This window comes from Undibacterium sp. Ji49W (assembly GCF_049340205.1).
Taxonomy (GTDB): domain Bacteria; phylum Pseudomonadota; class Gammaproteobacteria; order Burkholderiales; family Burkholderiaceae_D; genus Undibacterium.
This window is the reverse complement of the sequence record NZ_JBMPOW010000011.1, coordinates 77,080-96,908: the sequence shown is the minus strand read 5'-3', so window position 1 is coordinate 96,908 and position 19,829 is coordinate 77,080. Positions and strand designations below refer to the sequence as shown.

General features: G+C 53.3%; 17 protein-coding genes. 7 read left to right on the top strand and 10 right to left on the bottom strand.

Translation table 11 applies throughout. The features are described from left to right. Positions 1 to 17 precede the first annotated feature (17 nt). The 3 genes from ispE to ACO0LK_RS15175 form a co-directional block, all read right to left on the bottom strand. Complete coding sequence (gene ispE / locus ACO0LK_RS15185; RefSeq protein ID WP_422976414.1) at positions 18 to 908, bottom strand: 4-(cytidine 5'-diphospho)-2-C-methyl-D-erythritol kinase; 891 nt, start codon at positions 906 to 908, stop codon at positions 18 to 20. Next, complete coding sequence (lolB, locus tag ACO0LK_RS15180) at positions 905 to 1,546, bottom strand: lipoprotein insertase outer membrane protein LolB (RefSeq protein ID WP_422976412.1); 642 nt, start codon at positions 1,544 to 1,546, stop codon at positions 905 to 907. The genes ispE and lolB overlap by 4 nt, the downstream gene beginning before the upstream one ends. A gap of 147 nt (positions 1,547 to 1,693) precedes the next feature. Next, entirely contained in the window at positions 1,694 to 3,445 is a 1,752-nt protein-coding gene (locus ACO0LK_RS15175; RefSeq protein ID WP_422976410.1) for a tetratricopeptide repeat protein, read from the bottom strand. Between ACO0LK_RS15175 and ACO0LK_RS15170 the strand changes: the two genes are divergently transcribed. The 7 genes from ACO0LK_RS15170 (at position 3,444) to ACO0LK_RS15140 (ending at position 11,282) form a co-directional block, all read left to right on the top strand. Next, the gene (locus tag ACO0LK_RS15170; protein ID WP_186950318.1) at positions 3,444 to 3,674 is read left to right on the top strand and encodes a hypothetical protein; all 231 of its coding nucleotides are present in this window, start codon (positions 3,444 to 3,446) and stop codon (positions 3,672 to 3,674) included. The two genes, ACO0LK_RS15175 and ACO0LK_RS15170, sit on opposite strands and share 2 nt — an antisense overlap. Then, positions 3,658 to 4,479 carry a bifunctional DNA-formamidopyrimidine glycosylase/DNA-(apurinic or apyrimidinic site) lyase gene (gene mutM / locus ACO0LK_RS15165; RefSeq protein ID WP_422976407.1) on the top strand — a complete coding sequence of 274 codons (822 nt, stop codon included), beginning with the start codon at positions 3,658 to 3,660 and terminating at the stop codon, positions 4,477 to 4,479. The genes ACO0LK_RS15170 and mutM overlap by 17 nt, the downstream gene beginning before the upstream one ends. A 102-nt stretch (positions 4,480 to 4,581) precedes the next feature. Further along, positions 4,582 to 6,519: a dynamin family protein gene (locus ACO0LK_RS15160; protein WP_422976405.1), complete on the top strand. Its 1,938-nt coding sequence runs from the start codon at positions 4,582 to 4,584 to the stop codon at positions 6,517 to 6,519. A 30-nt stretch (positions 6,520 to 6,549) separates the two neighbouring features. Next, complete coding sequence (mutY, locus tag ACO0LK_RS15155; protein WP_422976403.1) at positions 6,550 to 7,695, top strand: A/G-specific adenine glycosylase; 1,146 nt, start codon at positions 6,550 to 6,552, stop codon at positions 7,693 to 7,695. 85 nt (positions 7,696 to 7,780) lie between these two features. Continuing rightward, positions 7,781 to 9,292, top strand: coding sequence for an alpha/beta hydrolase (locus ACO0LK_RS15150; RefSeq protein WP_422976401.1), 1,512 nt, complete (start codon positions 7,781 to 7,783; stop codon positions 9,290 to 9,292). Further along, the gene (locus ACO0LK_RS15145; protein WP_422976399.1) at positions 9,289 to 10,119 is read left to right on the top strand and encodes an ATP-binding cassette domain-containing protein; all 831 of its coding nucleotides are present in this window, start codon (positions 9,289 to 9,291) and stop codon (positions 10,117 to 10,119) included. The genes ACO0LK_RS15150 and ACO0LK_RS15145 overlap by 4 nt, the downstream gene beginning before the upstream one ends. Next, entirely contained in the window at positions 10,119 to 11,282 is a 1,164-nt protein-coding gene (locus tag ACO0LK_RS15140) for an ABC transporter permease (RefSeq protein WP_422976397.1), read from the top strand. Before ACO0LK_RS15145 ends, ACO0LK_RS15140 begins: the two co-directional genes overlap by 1 nt. 32 nt (positions 11,283 to 11,314) lie before the next feature. Here ACO0LK_RS15140 and rapZ read toward each other — a convergent pair whose 3' ends face one another. The 7 genes from rapZ to ilvA form a co-directional block, all read right to left on the bottom strand. Next, entirely contained in the window at positions 11,315 to 12,178 is an 864-nt protein-coding gene (gene rapZ / locus ACO0LK_RS15135) for an RNase adapter RapZ (RefSeq protein ID WP_422976395.1), read from the bottom strand. Between the two features lie 20 nt (positions 12,179 to 12,198). After that, a complete protein-coding gene (gene hprK, locus ACO0LK_RS15130; protein ID WP_422976587.1) occupies positions 12,199 to 13,140 on the bottom strand; it encodes an HPr(Ser) kinase/phosphatase in 942 nt (313 codons plus the stop codon). Positions 13,141 to 13,231: 91 nt separating this feature from the next. Continuing rightward, on the bottom strand, positions 13,232 to 13,705 hold the full coding sequence (locus ACO0LK_RS15125; protein WP_422976394.1) for a PTS sugar transporter subunit IIA: 474 nt from the start codon (positions 13,703 to 13,705) through the stop codon (positions 13,232 to 13,234). A 103-nt stretch (positions 13,706 to 13,808) separates the two neighbouring features. Then, a complete protein-coding gene (locus tag ACO0LK_RS15120) occupies positions 13,809 to 16,475 on the bottom strand; it encodes an EAL domain-containing protein (protein ID WP_422976392.1) in 2,667 nt (888 codons plus the stop codon). A 142-nt stretch (positions 16,476 to 16,617) separates the two neighbouring features. Further along, positions 16,618 to 17,202, bottom strand: a complete 585-nt coding sequence (locus ACO0LK_RS15115; protein WP_422976390.1) for a hypothetical protein — start codon at positions 17,200 to 17,202, stop codon at positions 16,618 to 16,620. A 119-nt stretch (positions 17,203 to 17,321) separates the two neighbouring features. Further along, positions 17,322 to 18,167 (bottom strand): NADPH-dependent 7-cyano-7-deazaguanine reductase QueF, encoded by an 846-nt coding sequence (queF, locus tag ACO0LK_RS15110; RefSeq protein ID WP_422976388.1) that lies wholly within the window; start codon positions 18,165 to 18,167, stop codon positions 17,322 to 17,324. A gap of 66 nt (positions 18,168 to 18,233) precedes the next feature. Next, positions 18,234 to 19,769: a threonine ammonia-lyase, biosynthetic gene (gene ilvA / locus ACO0LK_RS15105; protein WP_422976386.1), complete on the bottom strand. Its 1,536-nt coding sequence runs from the start codon at positions 19,767 to 19,769 to the stop codon at positions 18,234 to 18,236. Between the last annotated feature and the right edge of the window lie 60 nt (positions 19,770 to 19,829).

Below are 19,829 nucleotides of genomic sequence, written 5' to 3'. Positions count from 1 at the left end.
TGTTTCCAAGTTCGCCGCTATTTTAGCGTCAAACCAGCTTCAAGCCAAATGTTTTTCGATCCCAATTTCTGCGCCATCGGGTGGCGACTCAGTGCTTTTGCTTTCCATGATGTCCAGCGATCTGGCACTTGCTTTAATACCGTGTCTGCTGCCGTTTCGTCGGCAAAGGCACAAAAAACGCAAGCCCCTGATCCTGTCATCTTTGCATGTCCGTATTGTGAGAGCCATTGTATGGCTGCATCAACTTGCGGAAACAATGCGCATGCAACTGTTTGCAGATCGTTTTTCCAATGAATTTTTGCATCACTGGAAAAGTCCGCTATTCTGACGGGCTTTGTGTCTCTTGTCAACTCCTTTGCCGAAAAAATCGCTGGTGTGGGGACTTGTACGCCGGGCTCCAGCACCACAAACCAGTCTTCAGCGGTGTTTAAAGCCTGCAATTCTTCACCCACTCCCTCAGCGAAGGCGTTTTCGCCAAACAAAAAGAAGGGTACATCGGCACCCAGTTGCAAGCCCAGTGCCATGAGTTCTGCTCTTGTCAGGCCGGTATTCCATAAATGATTCAGTGCCAGCAAGGTGGTTGCCGCGTCTGAAGAACCGCCACCCAGGCCGCCGCCCATGGGTAGTTGCTTGTGCAGGGTCAGGTTCGCTCCCAGACTACAGCTGCCATGCGCCTGCAATAATCTGGCTGCCCTTACAATCAAATCGCTGTCGGCAGGCACGCCGGGTATGTCATTGCAGCGGTGGATAAATCCATCGTCACGCACTTCCACATCCAGATAATCGCAGCGGTCTATCAGTTGAAAGGCAGTCTGTAGCAGATGGTAACCATCTGGCCGGCGGCCCGTCACATGCAGGAACAGGTTCAGTTTGGCGGGGGCAGGGCACTGCTTCAGTGTGCGTATCATTTCCATTGGTCGATGACGATACGGATGGAGATGTCGCCAGCCTGGCTGGTATATCTTTGCAAATCGATACGTTTTGGAAAGCTGGGTTGCTCATGCCAGGTCGCATACCGCAATTTCCAGCCCTGGGCGTCAATAGTCTGGTCCTGGGCTTGCAATGGCATGGCGGTTTTGCCATCTTTTGCCACGAAGCCTTGCAACCAGTCACGCAGACCGGCTACTGGCAGGGACCAGCCCAGGGTATCTTGCAGTAACAGGTCGAGATCGGCAGCCTGACGGGTTTCCTTGCCATCCTGTTCCAGCCGGGCACCTTGCGCTGTCTGAGTGATTCTGGCCATGGTTTGCCCCAAAGGAGATATCAGGGTAATACGTATGCCGTCCTTGTCTTGTTCCCACTCAAAACTGCCAGGCATGCTTTGTGGCTTGTCAGCTTGCTGGTACAGCACGGTGATTCTGCCGCTGATCTGTATCTGTTGCTGGTAGGTGCGGGCAGTGCTGGCAGTTGTTTGCTGGGTGGTTAGCGGTACCGTGGCCGGACTGTTAGTCGTCGACGATGGCTGTGGCAGGCTGGTACAGGCGCTGCTGAGCAGCAGGCAGGCACAGGCTGCAATATGCTGGGGCAAGCGTGTCTTGTTATGCATCGTTGTCCGTGTATGGTCGTTGCGCCAGGGCGCAGACGTGGTTAATGTGCCCGGCGCAAGCATACATGGCATATGCGTGTCGCGTGCCGGGCAAAATCAGTCTGAATAATCAATCAAGCCAAGTCAGCTAAGCGCGGAATGCCGGGCTCAGGGTTTGACCTTCAGTCTGTCCAGCGTGGTTTTCAGGGTCTGATTTTCCGGGTCTTTTTTCTGGGCGTCGCGCCAGATTTTTTTTGCATCATCTTTCTGTCCCATGGTCCACAGCAATTCGCCCAGATGTACGGCGATTTCGGCATCAGGCCGCAATTCATAGGCGCGACGCAATGCCAGTTCAGCCTCATCGTATTTTGCCAGACGGAACTTGACCCAGCCCAGGCTGTCCAGAATAAATGGATCATCCGGTGCCAACTGGTTGGCTTTTTCTATCAGCGTCGATGCTTCATCCAGGCGGATATTGCGGTCGGCAAATGAATAGCCGAGCGCATTGTAGGCATGCTGGCTGTTGGGTGCGAGCTCTATCACCTTGCGCAGTGAAGTTTCCATGGCGCTGATGTCTTTTTGCGCTTCAGCCAGCATGGCAAAATCGTACAGCAGGTCAGGATTATTGGGCTGTTGCTGTATACCTTCTTGCAAAATGGCTTTGGCCTGATCGGGCTGGCCAGCGTCCTTGAGCAGTTGTGCTTCGGTTTGTACCAGTTGGGTCTGTTCCGCCTCATTCGAGGCTTTTACGGTACGCAAAAACTGCCTTGCTTCGTCCAGCTTGCCTTCTTTGGCGTACAGGAAGGCGCGTCGCATCTGGACATTGAACCAGGCGGTATTGCGGCCATCAAACGATTCCACCTGGGACAACCAGTCCTGCGCAGCCTTATAGTCCTTGCGCTCACCGGCGATACGCGCCAGATTGACCAGGGCATTGGTCGGGTCACGTTCTTCACCTGGTTTGGCTTCCAGGGTTTTCAGATACTGGACGAAATATTTTTCTGCCTCGGCAGGCTGGTTTCTTTCCATGAACAACACGCCCAACGTATAAGTGGCGTTGTTGTCATCCGGCCTATCACGTGCGATTTGCTCGAATTCTTTGGTGGCTTTATCCAGTTGCTTGAGATCGATCAGGATGCTGGCATAGGCCAGGCGGACATCACGCGCGGTCGGATTTTTTTGCAAAAAGGCCGTCATGGCCTTGGCTGCATCCTGTTGTGATGACGCCTGGGCGATGGTCAGAATAGCCAGTTGCGAATCAGTCTTGGTGTCCAGCACCATTTGCGCTTCGCTCACGGCACGCTTGTTGTCACCTTTGGTATAAGCGCCCTGGGCCAGTGCCAGATGGGCATCCGGACTGTTCTTGTACGGCGAGAGAATTTCTTCCAGTACGTCAAAGGCCGCGTTCTTGTCACGTGCACGGGACAGCAGGCGCTGGGCCTGCAACATCAGTATGCCGTGCATTTTGGGGTCGGCAGTTTTCAGTTTTTCTGTAAACACGCTCTGGATTTCAGCCAGATTGTTATTCATCACCATAAAGCCCAGGTAATACTGGGTGGCTTCATTAGAATTTGGCGCGAATTCACGCCACAGACGTATGGCCGCCAGCGCCTCGCCTGCCTGCTTGGCGCTGAGGGCGATTTCTGCTGCACGACGGGCGACACGCGGATCACGGGTTTGCTGGGCAACCGAATACAGCGTCACATATGCACCTTGCCAACTGCCTCGCTGATAGGCGATTTCAGCGGTGATGATCTTGTAAAATAATTCTTCAGACAGTGCTACTTCGGGTAATTTGTCTTCAGGCAGCGAGACATCAGCCGTCACCCCGTTCAGGGTTTTTTCTGCTGACAGGGCAGCCTGTGCGGCGTCGTTGGCGTGCTTGGCATCGCCGGCGGGATCTGTGCCCTGCTGGCCCATGGACGCGCATCCCGTGACCAGTGCCGCACTCAATAGCCATGATGCCGGCCGCAGAACGGATACAATAGAAGTAGGAAGTAATGCTGGAAATGTTTTCAAAACGAGCCCGGATTTAACAGAAAAGATGATTGATTTTACGCTGAAGCTGAAAAGCTGTGGGTTCAGCCATGTTATTACACTGTGTCAAATTGTAATGGTAAAAGTTCCCGCCCATGCCAGAATTACCTGAAGTAGAAGTTACCAGACGCGGCGTCGCGCCTCACCTGACCGGTAAAACCGTCAGTCAGGTCATCCTCCGCAGAGAAGGTTTGCGCTGGCCTTTCCCGCCAGATCTGCCTGCATTGCTGACTGGCCAGCGCATTCTGGCCACAGGCAGGCGTGGTAAATATCTTTTATTGCATTTTCAGCACGGCTGCGTATTGATTCACCTTGGCATGTCGGGACATTTGCGGGTCTTGCAAAAAGATGTGCCGCCAGCCAAACATGATCATATTGATATTGTCATTGGTGACATGGCCTTGCGCATGACCGATCCGCGCCGTTTTGGTGCGGTACTCTGGCATGCAGCGGCTGATGGTGGCATTGATGAGCATCTGCTCTTGCGGCAATTGGGCGTAGAGCCACTGGAGCCTGGTTTCAGCCCGGAATTGCTATATCGCGAGACACGTCAGCGCAGCGCGCCGGTCAAGCAGGTGCTGCTGGCGGGCGATATTGTGGTGGGTGTTGGTAATATTTATGCATCAGAAAGCCTGTTCAAGGCGGGTATCAACCCTAAAACCTCGGCCAAACGCATTAGTCTGGCGCGCTATACTTTGCTGGCTGATGCTATCCGGGAGACCCTGGCCGCCGCCATCGCGCAGGGTGGTAGCACCTTGAAAGACTTTTTGGGCGTGGATGGCCAGAGCGGCTATTTCCAACAGTCTTATTTCGTCTATGATAGAACTGGAGAGGCCTGCAAAATCTGTGGCCAGACCATCAGACAGATACGTCAGGGGCAGCGCAGCAGCTTTTATTGCGCAAAATGTCAGAAATAAGCCCGTCAAACGGTCTGAAATGTAGTCAAAATTCAATTTACGCGTATTTTTTCAGAGCTTCCATATATACTTGGAAAATTAAAAAAGTTAACTGAGGGGAACATGAGCAATCTGGTTCAGAAATTCCAGGAGTACAGCGACTGGCGCAAAGGAGTGGTGAAAGCGCTGGAGCAGTATCGTACGTGGATACATGGATCGGATATGGCCGATGCCGCCAGTGACCAGCGTATTGCCCGATTGATGGAAAGACTGGTTGACGACAAGCTGTCCATCGCTTTTGTTGCAGAATTTTCACGCGGCAAGTCAGAGTTGATCAATGCGATTTTCTTTGCCGACTACGGTCAGCGTATTTTGCCATCATCCGCCGGTCGTACCACCATGTGTCCGACCGAGTTATTGTATGACGATACGATACCGCCCTGCATACGCCTGCTGCCTATAGAAACCCGGGCTGAAGCCCAGTCCACCAGCGAATACAAGGGCCAAAGCCATGTTTGGACCGTGCTGCCTCTGAATATCAATTCTGGTGATGGCATGCTGGAAGCCTTCAAACAGGTGAGCCAGACCAAAAAAGTCAGCATAGAATTGGCAAAATATTATGGCTTGTTTGATGAAAACGATCCTGATGCCGCGCTGGAAGTGGATGAAGACGGCCTGGTTGAAATTTCCCAATGGCGCCATGCCATTATCAATTTCCCGCATCCGCTGCTGAAAGAAGGTCTGATCATCGTCGATACCCCTGGTCTGAATGCCATCGGTACCGAACCTGAGCTGACGCTGAACCTGATCCCGAATGCGCATGCCGTATTGTTTATCCTGGCCGCCGATACCGGCGTGACCAAGAGCGATATTGATGTCTGGCGCAATCATATCGGCAATGGCCCTGGTCGCATGGTCGTACTCAACAAGATAGACAGCATGTGGGACGAGTTGCGCACACCGGAAGAAGTGGAAGCACAGATCGTGCGCCAGATCAGCACCGTTGCGCATACCCTGTCCATAGACGAGAAGCAGGTATTCCCGATTTCTGCGCAAAAAGGTCTGGTCGCCAAGATCAACAAGGATGCGCCTTTGCTGGCCCGCAGCCGCCTGCCGACACTGGAATATGCACTGTCCAAGGAATTGATACCAGCCAAGCAAAACATCATCCGTGCCCAACTGACGTCTGAAGTGAATGAAATCACCAGTGGTCAGCAGGCCATTATTTCTGCCCGCAGCCGTAGCGTGGTCGAACAGATGATGGAACTGAAGAGTCTGCGCGGCAAGAATATGAACGTCATTGAACACATGATGAAGCGTATCGATGCCGAGAAAAAAGAATTCGACGCCAGCCTCTTGCGCATGCAGGGGACACGTTCGGTATTCACTCGCCTGTCTACCGAGGTCTATACCAGTCTTGGTATGGACATTTTGCGTGAAGAAATACGCAAATCGCGTGAAGCCATGGAAAAGAGCAAGTTCTCTATTGGCCTGCGTGATTCAGTCAAGCATTTCTTTGCCCAGGTCAAACTGAACCTGCTGACTTCGAACAAGAAGACCGATGAAATTTCGGAAATGATGACTATCATGTACCGCAAATTTTCAACCGAGCATGGTCTGGCATTGTCTGCACCGATGCCATTCTCGCTCGACAAATACATCAAGGAAGTCGAAGCGATTGAAGCTGTGTATCAGAAACAGTTCAGTACCGCGACCATGCTGACCACGCCGCAAGTCGTGCTCATGCATAAATTCTTTGATTCGGTCGCTGCCAGGGTCAAGCAAAGCTTTTTGCAGGCCAATCGCGATGTCGAAGCCTGGCAGAAAGTCGTCATGGCACCGCTGGAAGCACAGATCCGTGAACACAAGAGCCAGTTGAAAAACCGCATGCAGTCGATACAAAGAATACATGTGGCGACTGACAGTCTGGAAGACAAGATCAAGTCTTTTGAGACCATGCAGGCAGACATCGATGCGCAAAAGAGTTCATTGACTGAACTCGAAACAAGTCTCAAAAATGCACTGACCGCAGAGCTGAGTGCACTCAGGGTCGCTGCCTGATAGATGAAGTCTACTGTATCAGCAAACAGGATGGCGACAGAAAGCCATCCTGTTGCACCTGACCCCGATTTTTCTTCCCGACTGATCGCATGGCAAAAGCAGCATGGCCGGCACGGCCTGCCGTGGCAGCAGAGCCGTGAAGCATATCGCGTCTGGCTGTCTGAAATCATGTTGCAGCAGACCCAGGTCACTGCGGTCATTCCTTATTACCAGCGTTTCCTGAGCTCATTCCCTACAGTGTTTGCGCTTGCTGCCGCCCCGGTGGAAGAAGTCATGGAGCACTGGAGCGGCCTCGGCTATTACACCCGTGCGCGCAATCTGCACCAGTGTGCAAAACAGGTGGTGGAAAAATACCAGGGACAATTCCCCGCTGATTCCGCACTGTTGCAGGAATTGCCTGGCATAGGCCGTTCCACAGCAGCTGCCATTACTGCATTTTCATATGGTACGGTAGCGGCAATTCTTGACGGTAATGTCAAGCGCGTGCTGGCCCGCGTCTTTGCCATTGATGGTTACCCTGGCAGCAAGCCGGTAGAAGACCAGATGTGGAAATTGGCACAGACCTTATTGCCGGCGCAAGGCATTGAAGCCTATACCCAGGGTTTGATGGACATGGGAGCGACATTGTGTGTCCGCAGCAGCCCCAAATGCCCGCAATGCCCGTTCCAGGATCGCTGCCAGGCGTATGCACTAGGCAGGACAGCGGAACTGCCTGAACGCAAGCCCAAAAAAGCCCAGAAAGAAAAACAGGCCATCATGCTGGTGGTACAGGATGGTCAGCAGGTATTGCTGGAACGCCGCCCGCCAACTGGCATCTGGGGTGGCCTGCTGTCTTTGCCGGAACTGGCAGGCATGCAGGAATATGGCGATGCCATGATTTCTGTCGATGCGCAAATGGCCGAACTGAAGCAAAAGGTTGGCCGCTTTGGCGTGATCGCCAGCATCCGGGTGTTGCCTGTGGTCAGCCATGCGTTCACCCATTTCAAATTACAGATTCTGCCGGTGCAGGTGCAATTGTCTGAACGCCATGCGATGATTTCAGAAGATGATCATAGCTGGCAAAACCTGCATGATGCCGGGCAACTGGCTTTGCCCGCCCCTATAAAAAATCTGTTGATGTCACTTGGCACGCAAGGCAGTTTGGCTTTCGATGCGATTGCTACGGATGGCGAATAATTAGTGTATAAAATCAGCAGATGCTGATGCCATGTACCTGCATCTGTGTACATGCGTAGAAATCAAAATTAGTCAGGAGACTGCTTTGTCGAAACGTTTGATACTCAGACTTTTGTCCGGGTTTGCCCTGTGTACTTCAGTGGCCGCCCATGCCGCTGTGACCAAACCTTGCCGCCTGCCGGATTTTCCGCAGGAAGTGCAATGTGGTCAGATACAAAGACCACTGGACCCGGCAGAGCCGGGTGGCAAAAAGATAGACATTCATTATGTTGTCATTCCTTCCCAGGACAGGAATAAATTGCAGGATGCGGTGTTCCTGCTCGCTGGCGGGCCGGGGCAGAGTGCCATCAATGTCGCCAGTTGGGCGAATGGTTTGCTGGCCCGCATGAACCGCCGCCGTGACCTGGTGTTTGTTGATCAGCGTGGTACCGGCCGCAGCGCGCCGCTGGAATGCCCGGCGTTGGAAAAAGCAGATGAAGTCTTGTCGCCCGAGCAAAAAGTCAAACTCACCGATGATTGCCTGCGCCAGTTGCAGGCCCTGCCTTATGGCGACTTGCAGTATTTCAGTACCAGCATTGCCGTGCAGGATCTGGAAGCAGTGCGCCAGCGACAAGGCTATGGCCGTATCAACCTGGTCGGCGCGTCGTATGGTACACGTGCAGGTCTGGAATACCTGCGTCAGTTTCCACAATCAGTGCGTCGCGTGGTACTGGATGGTGTGGTACCGCCCGATATGCGCCTGGCCAGTTCCGACGCGCAAAAGGCCCTCGATGCCCTGTTCAGAGATTGCGTGAAAGAAGCAGCCTGCAATGCCAGTTACCCCGATCTGGCACAGCGTTGGAAAAAACTGTTGGCCAGCCAGCCGCAAAAAGTCAGCATGCCACATCCGCGTCTGGGCACACCACTTAAGTTCGAGATGACACGTGATGGTTTGCTGGGTCTGGTGCACAAGACACTGTACAGCCCGACTTCGCTGTCGGCCTTGCCGTATGCATTGACACAGGCCGAACAGGGTAACTATGCACCTCTGATTACCATGAGCGGCGCCACCAGCCTGCCGGGGCCGGGTGGTATTGCCTACGGCATGCATTTTTCTGTCTGGTGTGGTGAAGCGTTTGCACAGGGAGGTAGCTTGCCTGCGAATGATGACTTTGAAAAGCTGATGGCAGAGATGTATACCCAGACTTGTAAAAAATGGCCACGTGCCGACATTCCTGCTGCGTTCTTTACCATCCCCTTGAGTGCATCGCCGGTCTTGCTGTTCAGTGGTGGCCTTGATCCGGTGACACCGACCAGACATGGCGAAGCCGTTGCCAAAGCACTGGGTGCAAAAGCACGCCATGTGCAGATAGAGAATGCCGGCCATGGTTTGCTGGCACAGGGTTGTGTGCGGGATGTCGTGCATCGCTTCCTGAATGCCAAGGAAGAGGATGAGGCCCTCAAGGTGGACACCAAATGTGTGCGCCAGATACCAAGGGCGCTGGCATGGCAGGCACCCGTAGTGGCAAAGACCGATAAAGCCGCAGACAAGGCCGCAGACAAAAACGCTGACAAGGCCGGGCCCAGGGAGAAGCTGAAAGAGGAGCCCAAACCATGATTATTGTCAAAGACCTCCACAAGGAATTTGTGCGCATGGGCAAATCATCCGGCAGCGCCCTGACCAATGTCGCGCGCAGCCTGGGCCTGATGAAAAAATCCAGCGAAGTGGTACGGGCTGTTGATGGCGTCAGCTTTACTGCAAATGATGCCTGCATCACCGGTCTGCTGGGGGCGAATGGTGCCGGCAAGACCACCAGCCTGCGCATGATCGCAGCCCTGTTGCAGGCCGACAAGGGTGAGATCATGGTCGATGGTACTGCTGTCAAGGCCGGTACATCATCCACCCAATCGCAGATGGGGGTGCTGTCTGATGCGCGTGGCCTGTACCCGCGCCTGACTGCCAGGGAAAATATCCTCTACTACGGCCTGTTGCATGGTATGGACGCAGGTCTGGCCGAACAGCGCACGCAGCAACTGGCGCACTGGCTGGACATGCAGGCTCTGCTGGACAGGCGTACCGATGGCTTCAGCCAGGGCGAACGCATGAAAACCGCGCTGGCGCGGGCACTGGTGCATGACCCGAAAAACATTATCCTGGATGAACCGACCAATGGCCTGGACGTGGTGGCGACGCGGGCCCTGAGAGAGTTTTTACGCTTCCTGCGTTCGTCCGAAGGCGGTGGCAAATGCATCATCTTTTCTACCCACATCATGCAGGAAGTCGAACGCCTGTGTGACCAGGTAGTGATTGTTGCGCAGGGCAAGGATGTGGCCCATGGCACGGTAGAAGAATTGCTACAGCAATCCGGCGAAAATAATTTTGAAGATGCATTCGTCAAACTGGCGTTCCTGCATCCTCAACCATCTCAGTCAGGAGTAAATTGATGAGAGCGAGCTTAGCTATTTTGCGCAAGGAGCTGCGTGACGCCCTGCGGGACCGCCGCACCTTGCTGGTGGCACTCATCAGTTCCCTGCTTGGTGTGCCGTTGATGTTGCTGATTTTTTCTGTGGTTTTGTCGCAGGTTGAATCGCAGGAAGAAAAACGTTCTGTCATGGTCATCGGTATTGAACATGCACGCGGGCTGGAAAACTTTATTGCCCGCCAGGGTTACAAGCTGAAAACTGCGCCGCCTGACTACGAAGCGAAATCACAAAGCAAGGAACTCGATCAGCCGGTATTGCTGATCCCGGATGATTTTGATGACAAGCTGGCCGCAGGCGATAAAGCCACAGTGGAAATTGCCTATGACACCTCGAACCGTCCAGCCGAATTTGGCGTGCGCCCCTTGCGCCGCCTGCTGGATGCCTATGCGCAAGAGACTGCTACCATGGGTCTGCTGATGCGTGGGGTTTCTATCGAATTATTGCAGCGTATCGATGTCCGTGAACGGCATTTGAAAAAACCGGACGAACGCAAGGCCACGGTGACCACCATGTTGCCCATGATGGTCTTGATGGCGATTGTGCTGGGTGGCATGTATGCAGCGATTGATACCACTGCCGGTGAGCGCGAACGTGGTTCGCTGGAACCATTGATGATGAACCCCGTCAATGGCTGGCAACTGACGATAGGCAAATGGGGGGCGGTCGCCATCGTTGGCATGGGGGTGGTGGTGCTGACCATCTTCAGCTTCTTTCCATCGCAATGGCTGATCCACAATGAAACCCTGCGGGCTGAATTTCAGTTCAATTTCAAAGATGCCATGGGCTTTCTGTTTGTGCTGTTGCCACTGGCCGCGAGCATGGCAGCGATACAGATTGCCGTTTCGCTGGACTGTAAAAGCTACAAGGAAGCCCAGGTACGCAACCAACTGGTGACGATGTTCATCCCCTTCGTTTCCCTGGTGCCCATCCTGTTCCCGGGCAGGGAACCTGCATGGTTCCAGTGGGTGCCGGTACTGGCGCAAAACCAGATGATGAACCAGGTGTTGAAGGGCGAAACTTTAAGCCCGCTGGCGGTCGGTATCGCTTTCCTGGTATGTGCGCTGATGAGTCTGTTCAGCCTGGCTTATATCTCACAAAAAATGCGCAGGGTGGTGATGCACTGAGGCTTTGGCTTTGACTATGGCATGGTGCAGGTTTAAGTCAGACGTCTGTGTCTGACCAGAACCTGTTCTTGCGCCTTGAAGTGTGCGGCCAGTTTTTCCACCATATACACGGACCGGTGCTGGCCACCGGTGCAGCCTATGGCAACGGTCAGGTAGCTGCGGTTATCGCGCTTGAAGGCGGGTAGCCATTTGGCGATGAACTGGCTGATGTCGGCAAACATCTCGTGCACCATGGCTTGCTCTTTCAGGTACTGGATCACCGGTTCATCGCGGCCAGTCAAAGGGCGCAGGTGGGGGTCATAATGCGGATTGGGCAGCATCCTGACATCGAAAACAAAATCAGCATCCAGTGGCACGCCGATCTTGAAGGCAAAGGATTCAAACATCAGCGTCAGCGGTGTATGGCCTACCTGTATGACATCCTTGACCCAGGCGCGCAGTTTGTTGGCAGACAGGTCGCTGGTGTCGATGACGTGGGCGACCACTTGTATGCCTGAGAGTATCTCGCGTTCTTCCTGTATGCATTCAGTAAGACTGAGCCTGTCGCCAGGTTCCTTGTCAAGGCCAAGACGATGTGACAGGGGATGGCTGCGACGGGTTTCTGAAAAGCGGGCCACCAGTGATTCAGTACTGGCCGTCAGGAACAGGACTTTGACATCATGCCCCTGATCGCGCAGGGTTTGTATGGCTTGCGGCAGGTTGGTCAGCAAATGGGCGCTGCGGGTATCGATGGCGACAGCGGCGGAAGGTATGCCTTCCCGCGTCAGGGTGGTGACCAGATCGGCCAGCAGGCTGGGCGGCAGGTTGTCGACACAATAAAAACCGGCATCTTCTACCACATTCAGGGCGACTGATTTGCCCGAGCCGGATATGCCGGAGATAAGCAGGATTTCCATAGAGTGTACTTAGTGGATATTCAGTCACCGTTTTCCATGGCACGTCGCTGACGTTCCATGAAATCTTCCAGAGTATTTATACCACGTAATTGCAAGATGGTATTGCGTACCGCCGCTTCCAGCAAGACCGCAATATTGCGACCGGCGGCAACCGGGATGACTACTTTCCTGATTGGTAAACCCAGTACTTCTTCGGTTTGTGAGTCGATGGGCAGGCGTTCGTAATTTTCTTCCAGCGTACTGCGGCGGACCAGATGCACGATCAGTTTCAGGCGCATCTTGCGGCGTACTGCGGTTTCACCAAAAATGGTTTTGATATCCAGCAGGCCCAGGCCGCGCACTTCCAGCAGGTTTTGCAACAGCTCGTGGCAACGGCCTTCTATCATGTTGGGGGCGATGCGCGAAAATTCGACGGCATCATCGGCTACCAGCCCATGGCTGCGTGAAATCAATTCCAGACCCAGCTCGCTTTTACCCAGACCAGATTCACCGGTGATCAGCACACCTACCCCCAGCACATCCATGAACACGCCATGCATGGTGATGCGCTGCGCCAGTTTTTTGGACAGATAAACGCGCAGGTAATCAATGACCTGGGCGGATGGGTAAGGGGTGGAAAACAGGGGGATATTATTGTCGTCGCAAGTCGTCAGAAAGGCTGGCGGTGAATCCAGCCCCTGGGCGACGATCAGTGCTGGCGGCGCACCTGCGACCAGTTCACGCATCAGGTTGTTGCGTGAGGCATTCGACAGGCGGTTGTAATACGATAATTCCTGATGGCCCAGTACTTGAATCCGGCCCGGATGGATGAGATTCAAATGCCCGACTTGATCCGCGGATGAAGCGGCGTCGCCGGTAATCTGCTTGTCGGCACCAGAAAAGCCGGCAAACCAGCCCAGCTGCATGGTGTCACGATTGTCGTCGTAGATTTTTTGTACGGTTAATTCTGTCAGTGATGGCATGGCGATATGGGCTGTCGGTGTCAGGATTTCAGCAAAAGCATGACCAAACTGGCCGGCCAAACGGACTTGCCGTGGTCACTTGTAGGTGAAATCAGGGCGCTTCTGGCAAATCAGGCCGCCATGCCATGATACTTTCATAGATGGCAGCAGCACTGACTTCCGTATTGAGCGTATCACGGAAACTTTCATTGGACAGCATTTCCGCCACTTCGGACAGAATTTCAAGATGCTGCTGGGTGACATTGTCCGGCATCAGCAGGAAGATCAGCAGGCTGACGGGCTGGCTGTCGGGCGATTCAAACGGGATGGCTTCTTTCAGCCTGACCAGCGCAGCGATCGGGGCTTTCAAGCCCTTGATACGACCATGAGGAATTGCCACACCATGCCCCAATCCAGTGGAGCCCAGGCGTTCACGGGCAAACAGATTATCGGAAACAACGGAGCGCGCTATGCTGCAATTGTTTTCAAATAACAGCCCGGCCTGTTCAAATGCTCTTTTTTTGCTGGAGACTTCCAAATCCAGAAGTACGTTGTTGAGAGGCAGGATTTTTGCAATATTCGTCATGGTGCAAGATCGGTTTACAGCAGAATGGTGCAGTGCACAAAGTTGGGTTTTGACAAATTATAGGCTTCTTTTGGCTGCTATGCGTAAAACTTGACGAACACTTTTACCGAACATTGTCACTTAGCAATTTTTCGAATTTATCGACAGGCAAGGGTTGACTGAAATAAAAGCCCTGCATTTCCTGGCAACCAGAGTCAGCCAGGAAGAACATCTGGTCCGCTTTTTCCACACCTTCCGCTGTGACACTCATGCCCAGTGCATTTGCCATGGCGATAATGGCATGGGTGAGGATGACCGAATCCTGGTTGTCAGGGATGTCACGAATGAAGGAGCGGTCTATCTTCAGGTTGTCGATAGGGAAACGTTGTAAATAGGATAAAGAAGAAAAGCCTGTGCCGAAATCATCAAGTGAAATACTGATGCCCAGCTTCTTGATGGCGTCAAAGACCGGCAACAGCAGATCAATATCCCCCATCAGCAGACCTTCGGTAATTTCCAGTTGCAGGGCGGTAGGCGGCAAACCGACTTCCTGTAAAACCTGTTCTATATATTTGGGCAGGCCGGGGTCCTGAAACTGCTTGGGCGAGATATTCACGCTGATGACCAGGTCAGGCGAATACTGTTGCCGCCATAACTGCGTCTGCAGGCAGGCCTGGCGCAATATCCAGCGACCCAATGGCAGGATCAGTCCGATTTCTTCAGAGATGGGGATAAATTCATTCGGCGGTACCAGGCCCACATCCGGCATCTGCCAGCGCATCAGGGCTTCCGCACCGACGATGCGTGACGTGCTGAGGGATATCTTGGGCTGGTAATACACCAGGAATTCATTTTCTGTCAGGGCACGACGCAGATTGGTTTCCAGCGCATAGCGGTGCTGGGCACGTACATTCAGTTCGGTGGTGAAGAACTGGTAATTGTTGCGTCCGGATTCTTTTGCATGGTACATCGCCGAATCGGCACAGCGCATCAGCGTCGGGCCATCTTCACCATCGTGCGGATAAACGGCGATGCCTATCGAGGTACCGAGATGGTATTCGTTGCCTTCAATGACGAAAGGATCGCGCATGCGGGCCAGTACGCGTTCGGCCAGGTCCTTGAGCTGTGTGGCATCTTCAAAGGCTTCCGCCACAATCACGAATTCATCACCACCCAGACGGGCCAGCATATCGCTGGCGCGTATGCATGAGCTCAGGCGCGATGATACATCGCGCAACAGGGTGTCCCCAGCAGCATGACCGGCGGTGTCGTTGACGTTCTTGAAGCGGTCCAGATCAAGGAAGAGCAGGGCCAGCCGGTGTTGCGTGCGCTTGGCGCTCGACAGGGCCTTGACCAGGCGCTGGTTTAACTGGTGGCGGTTGGGTAAACCTGTCAAGGCGTCAAACGAGGCCATGAAATTCAACTGCTTTTGCGTTTCGCGGACTTCGGTGGTGTCGGTGAATGAAATCAGTACTGCCGATACCGAGGCACTGCTTTTCTTGTTGATAGGCAGCACATTGACCAATAACCAGACTACAGAGCCATCACGCAGCTCCACCCCCATGGACAGGTTCAGGATAGGGGTTCTGCTGCGAAAAACTACGGATGCCGGGTCATCACCCATGCGTATCGACTGACCTTCGTCACCCAGGATATTGCGGAAGTAGCGATGGCGCCGGCCTACGGTGTTGATGTCCTCTATCTTCAGGATGCGCTGGGCACTGGGATTGCAGGTCAGGATCTGGCCGTGCGGGCCTATCACCATGATGCCTTCGCTGAGGTTGGTTACCACGGAGCGATAGCGTTCTTCGCTTTCCTCCAGGCTTTGTTCCATATTCTTTTTGTCGATCGCCAGGCCGATGAGATCGCAGGCATCCATGATCATGGCGCGTTCGTCTTCATTCGGGCTATGCACCATCTGGTGATACACATCAATGGTGCCAAGCAGGCTGTTGAAGGCGGTGGTGATCGGCAACGACCAGCAAGAACGCAAGCCGTAACGCAGCGCCGGTTCGCGCAGGTTTTTCCACAAGGGGCTGACCGCGATGTCCTGGACGATGGTAGTGCGCTCATAAAAAATCGCTGCCGATGCCGAACCTGAACTGGTATTGACAGGCAGGTTACTTAGCAGTGCAGTAAAACCGTCTGGCAGCGAAGGCCCGGCCCCCAGGCTCAATTGCTGGCTGCTGCTGTCATACAGGGTAATCGCACACAGGGCACCGTTGTCGAGCAGCCTTTCCATGCGGTCACAGACATCTTCCAGGATATCGGCCAGCGGCTTGTCGAGCGCGATCATCTCGAGAATTTCTTTCTCGTGATGCAGGGCTTCGTGCACGCGGCTGGATTTATAGCGTACCTGGTCTGGCACCTGCAAGGCGGTGACGGTGGTACCGTGGCGGGTATTGATTTCACGTGCTGTCAGCAAGATGGCCGTCTGCTGGTTGAAGCTGAACTGGGTGCCACGCACTTCTATGTCCAGCAACTGGCCGTCCAGCCGTATGCACTGGCAGACATGCTTGCTTTGCGCGCCTTCTTTACGCAACTTTTGCAAGATGGTCCTGGCACCTTCATGGTGCTGGCCATGCAGGAAGGCTTCCGGCTTCAATCCTATCAATTGTTGCTGGTCTGCTGCCCGCATCAGTTCCGTACCGGCGGGGTTGGCATACACCAGATTGTCATCTATCAGGACATACATCGCATCCGGATTGTTTTCCAGCAATGCCATATGCCAGTCATCACTGACGATATGCTCGCGCATGCTACTGGTGGAAAACGGTATCGGTGATATCACGACAACAATCTTAATGGGTAATAAGTCTGACTACTTTACATCAAGCAACTGTCGAGGACAATGATGGCAATTAGCTAGCATATTAAAAATATATCAAACGATCAGTCTGATGATGTCTTCCCGCATCCACTCAATGGTCTGCTCAATTCAGGTCAAAGCGCGCAAACAGGAACAGGACGTCACCATTGCCCTTGTTCTTGGAAAAACGTGGCACATAGGTTGCCATCAGTTTACTGCTGCGGGTGCCTATGGACGCGACCGGCAAGATGACAGGGAAGGGGAAGCTGCTGAAGTAATCAGTACGGCTGATCAGCAAGCCGGTCCAACCGCCACCTACTTCGACTTTGTCACCCAGGGGTTTCATCCACTGATAGGCATAACCAGCCATCAACTGTGGACGGTAATGGGAATCTGAAATGGCCATGCCATACAGGAATTCTTCATTATCAAGCTTGTCACGTATGGCTTTGGAAAAGCCCATACCCCAGGTACGCTCATTTAATTCGGCGATCCTGGCAGCGGTATAGGTGCCACGGCCATGGTGGGTGTAGCCGGCCACCATCAGTTGCAGCCCGCCTTCATCAAGGATCTTGTTGGCCTTGGCTTTGGAGCTGTCCCACCAGCCCATGTCATCCTGACTACTGGTTTGTGCCTGAGACGACAGGCAGGCTAACAGGCCGGAAAAGCATAGCGCAGCGCGCAGGGAAATTTTTTTGAACTTCAGCATAAATAGATATTGAAATGGTGATGAATAAAAGTGCACACCAGCCTGGCAAAACCATTGCCGGTAGCTGACTTACTGGCGTGCTTATTTGTGTGCTTATTGGCGTGCATTACTGGCGTGCATTATTGGCGTGCATTACGGCGATTATCCGGGCCCTGGCCGGAACTGAAATTACTGCGCCAGGGGTTGATGTCCAGACCGCCACGTCGCGTGTAGCGCGCGTAGACAGACAGTTTTTGTGGCTTGCATTGACGCAGGATGTCGACAAAGATGCGTTCTACACACTGTTCATGAAATTCATTGTGGTCGCGAAAACCTATCAGGTATTGCAACAGTTTTTCCTGATCGATTTGTGGGCCGACATAATGGATTTGCACACTGCCCCAGTCTGGTTGGCCGGTGACCAGGCAGTTGGACTTCAACAGATGCGAGATCAGGGTTTCTTCTACCGGCGCATCATCAAAATTGGCGTTCAGCAGTGCCGGGTTCGGGGTATAGCTGTCGACTTCAATATCCAGCCTGTCCAGCAAATGCCCTTGCAGTTCATGCATGGCCAGTTTTTCAAACTGATCCGGTGTCGTCACTTTGACTTGTACCGCTGCACCAAAGCCGGCGGACAGGTCAGCCTGCAACAGGCTGACCAGGGCATCGGTGCCTGCCAGACGGGTCTGGTTGAACGAATTCAGGTAGAGCTTGAAAGACTTGGATTCGATAATATTGGGTGAATCCGCCGGTACCGTGATGGCGGCTATCGCCACTTGTGGTTTGCCGCGCAGGTTCAGCCATGACACTTCATAGGCATTCCAGATATCCACGCCAAAAAACGGCAGGCTGCCGGTCAGCCCGATTTCTTCCCTTTTTCCACTGCGGGAAATCGGGAACAGCAGGCTGGCATCATAGTCGGACTTGTAAGTCGCGGGCTTGCCCAGTAAAGAATGTTCAGGCGTGCCTGGTATGGAATCTGTCATAGTGTCTTGCTCGTTGTTGCTATTGCTTGTTCAGGCTAAATCAAACCTCATTAGCCTAAAAAATAATTAGCCTAAAAATAATTGATAAACGGGATTCTTGCTTTCATCCCAGTAGCGGTAACCCAATGTTGCCAAAAATTCACGAAATGCTTTCATTTCCTTCTTTGGAACCTGTAAACCAACTAAAGTTCTGCCGTAATCGGCACCGTGGTTACGATAGTGGAACAAACTGATGTTCCAGTTCGGCGCCATGCTGTTCAAAAAGCGCATCAGCGCGCCCGGACGTTCCGGGAATTCAAAGCGGTACAGCAATTCATCTTTTGCCAGACTGCTTTTGCCGCCCACCAGATGGCGAATATGCAATTTTGCCAATTCGTCATGGGTCAGGTCCAATGTCGGAAAGCCGTGTTTATCGAAATTCTTGGCAATTTTGCCAGATTCCTGTTTGTCGTGTACTTGTATGCCGACAAAAATATGAGCGGCTTTTTCATCACTGATGCGGTAATTGAATTCCGTCACATTGCGTGCACCCACCAGTTCACAGAAACGGCGGAAGCTGCCGCGCTCTTCCGGGATGGTCACTGCGAATACCGCTTCGCGTGCTTCACCGACCTCGGCGCGCTCGGCGACAAAGCGCAGGCGGTCAAAGTTCATGTTGGCACCACAGGCGATGGTGATCAGGGCTTCGTTCTTCAGCGGCTTTTTGTCGGCCTTGGCACGTTCTATATAAGCCTTGCAACCGGCCACAGCCAGCGCACCGGCGGGTTCCAGAATACTGCGGGTATCCTGGAATACATCCTTGATGGCGGCGCAGACGGCGTCGGTATCGACGGTAATGACTTCATCCACATACATTTTGGCCAGGCGGAAGGTTTCTTCACCGACCAGTTTGACGGCCGTGCCATCTGAAAACAGTCCAACATCATTCAGGGTAATGCGCTTGCCAGCCTTCAGGCTGCGTGCCATGGCATCAGAATCAGTAGTCTGCACACCGATGATCTTGATGTCAGGCCGTACCGCCTTGACGTAAGCGGCCACGCCGGAGATCAAGCCACCGCCGCCGATGGCAACAAAAATCGCATGGATGGGTTCGGCGTGTTGACGCAAAATCTCCATGCCCACGGTGCCCTGGCCGGCAATCACGTCCGGATCATCAAAGGGGTGGACAAAGGTCAGTTTGCGTTTTTTCTCCAGTTCCAGTGCGTGGCCATAGGCATCAGTGTACGAATCACCAAACAGCACGATTTCAACCAGATCACCACCATGGGTGCGCACGGCATCAATTTTTACCGGTGGCGTCGTAGTTGGCATGACGATGACAGCCTTGCAACCTTTTTTGCTGGCACTCAGGGCCACGCCCTGTGCATGGTTGCCGGCAGAAGCGCAGATGACACCGCGCTTCAGTTGTGTCGGGGTGAGATGGGCAATTTTGTTGTAAGCACCACGCAACTTGAAGCTGAACACGCTCTGCATGTCTTCGCGTTTGAAGTAAATTCGGTTATCCATGCGTGCCGACAGACTGGATGCGAGTTCCAGCGGGGTTTCAAATGCGACGTCATAGACGCGCGCTGTCAGGATCTTCTTCAGATAATCGGTGCTCATGGATGTCTTATTTATGGTTAAAAATGACGGATTGATGCCTAATTTGATGCTTACTTAATT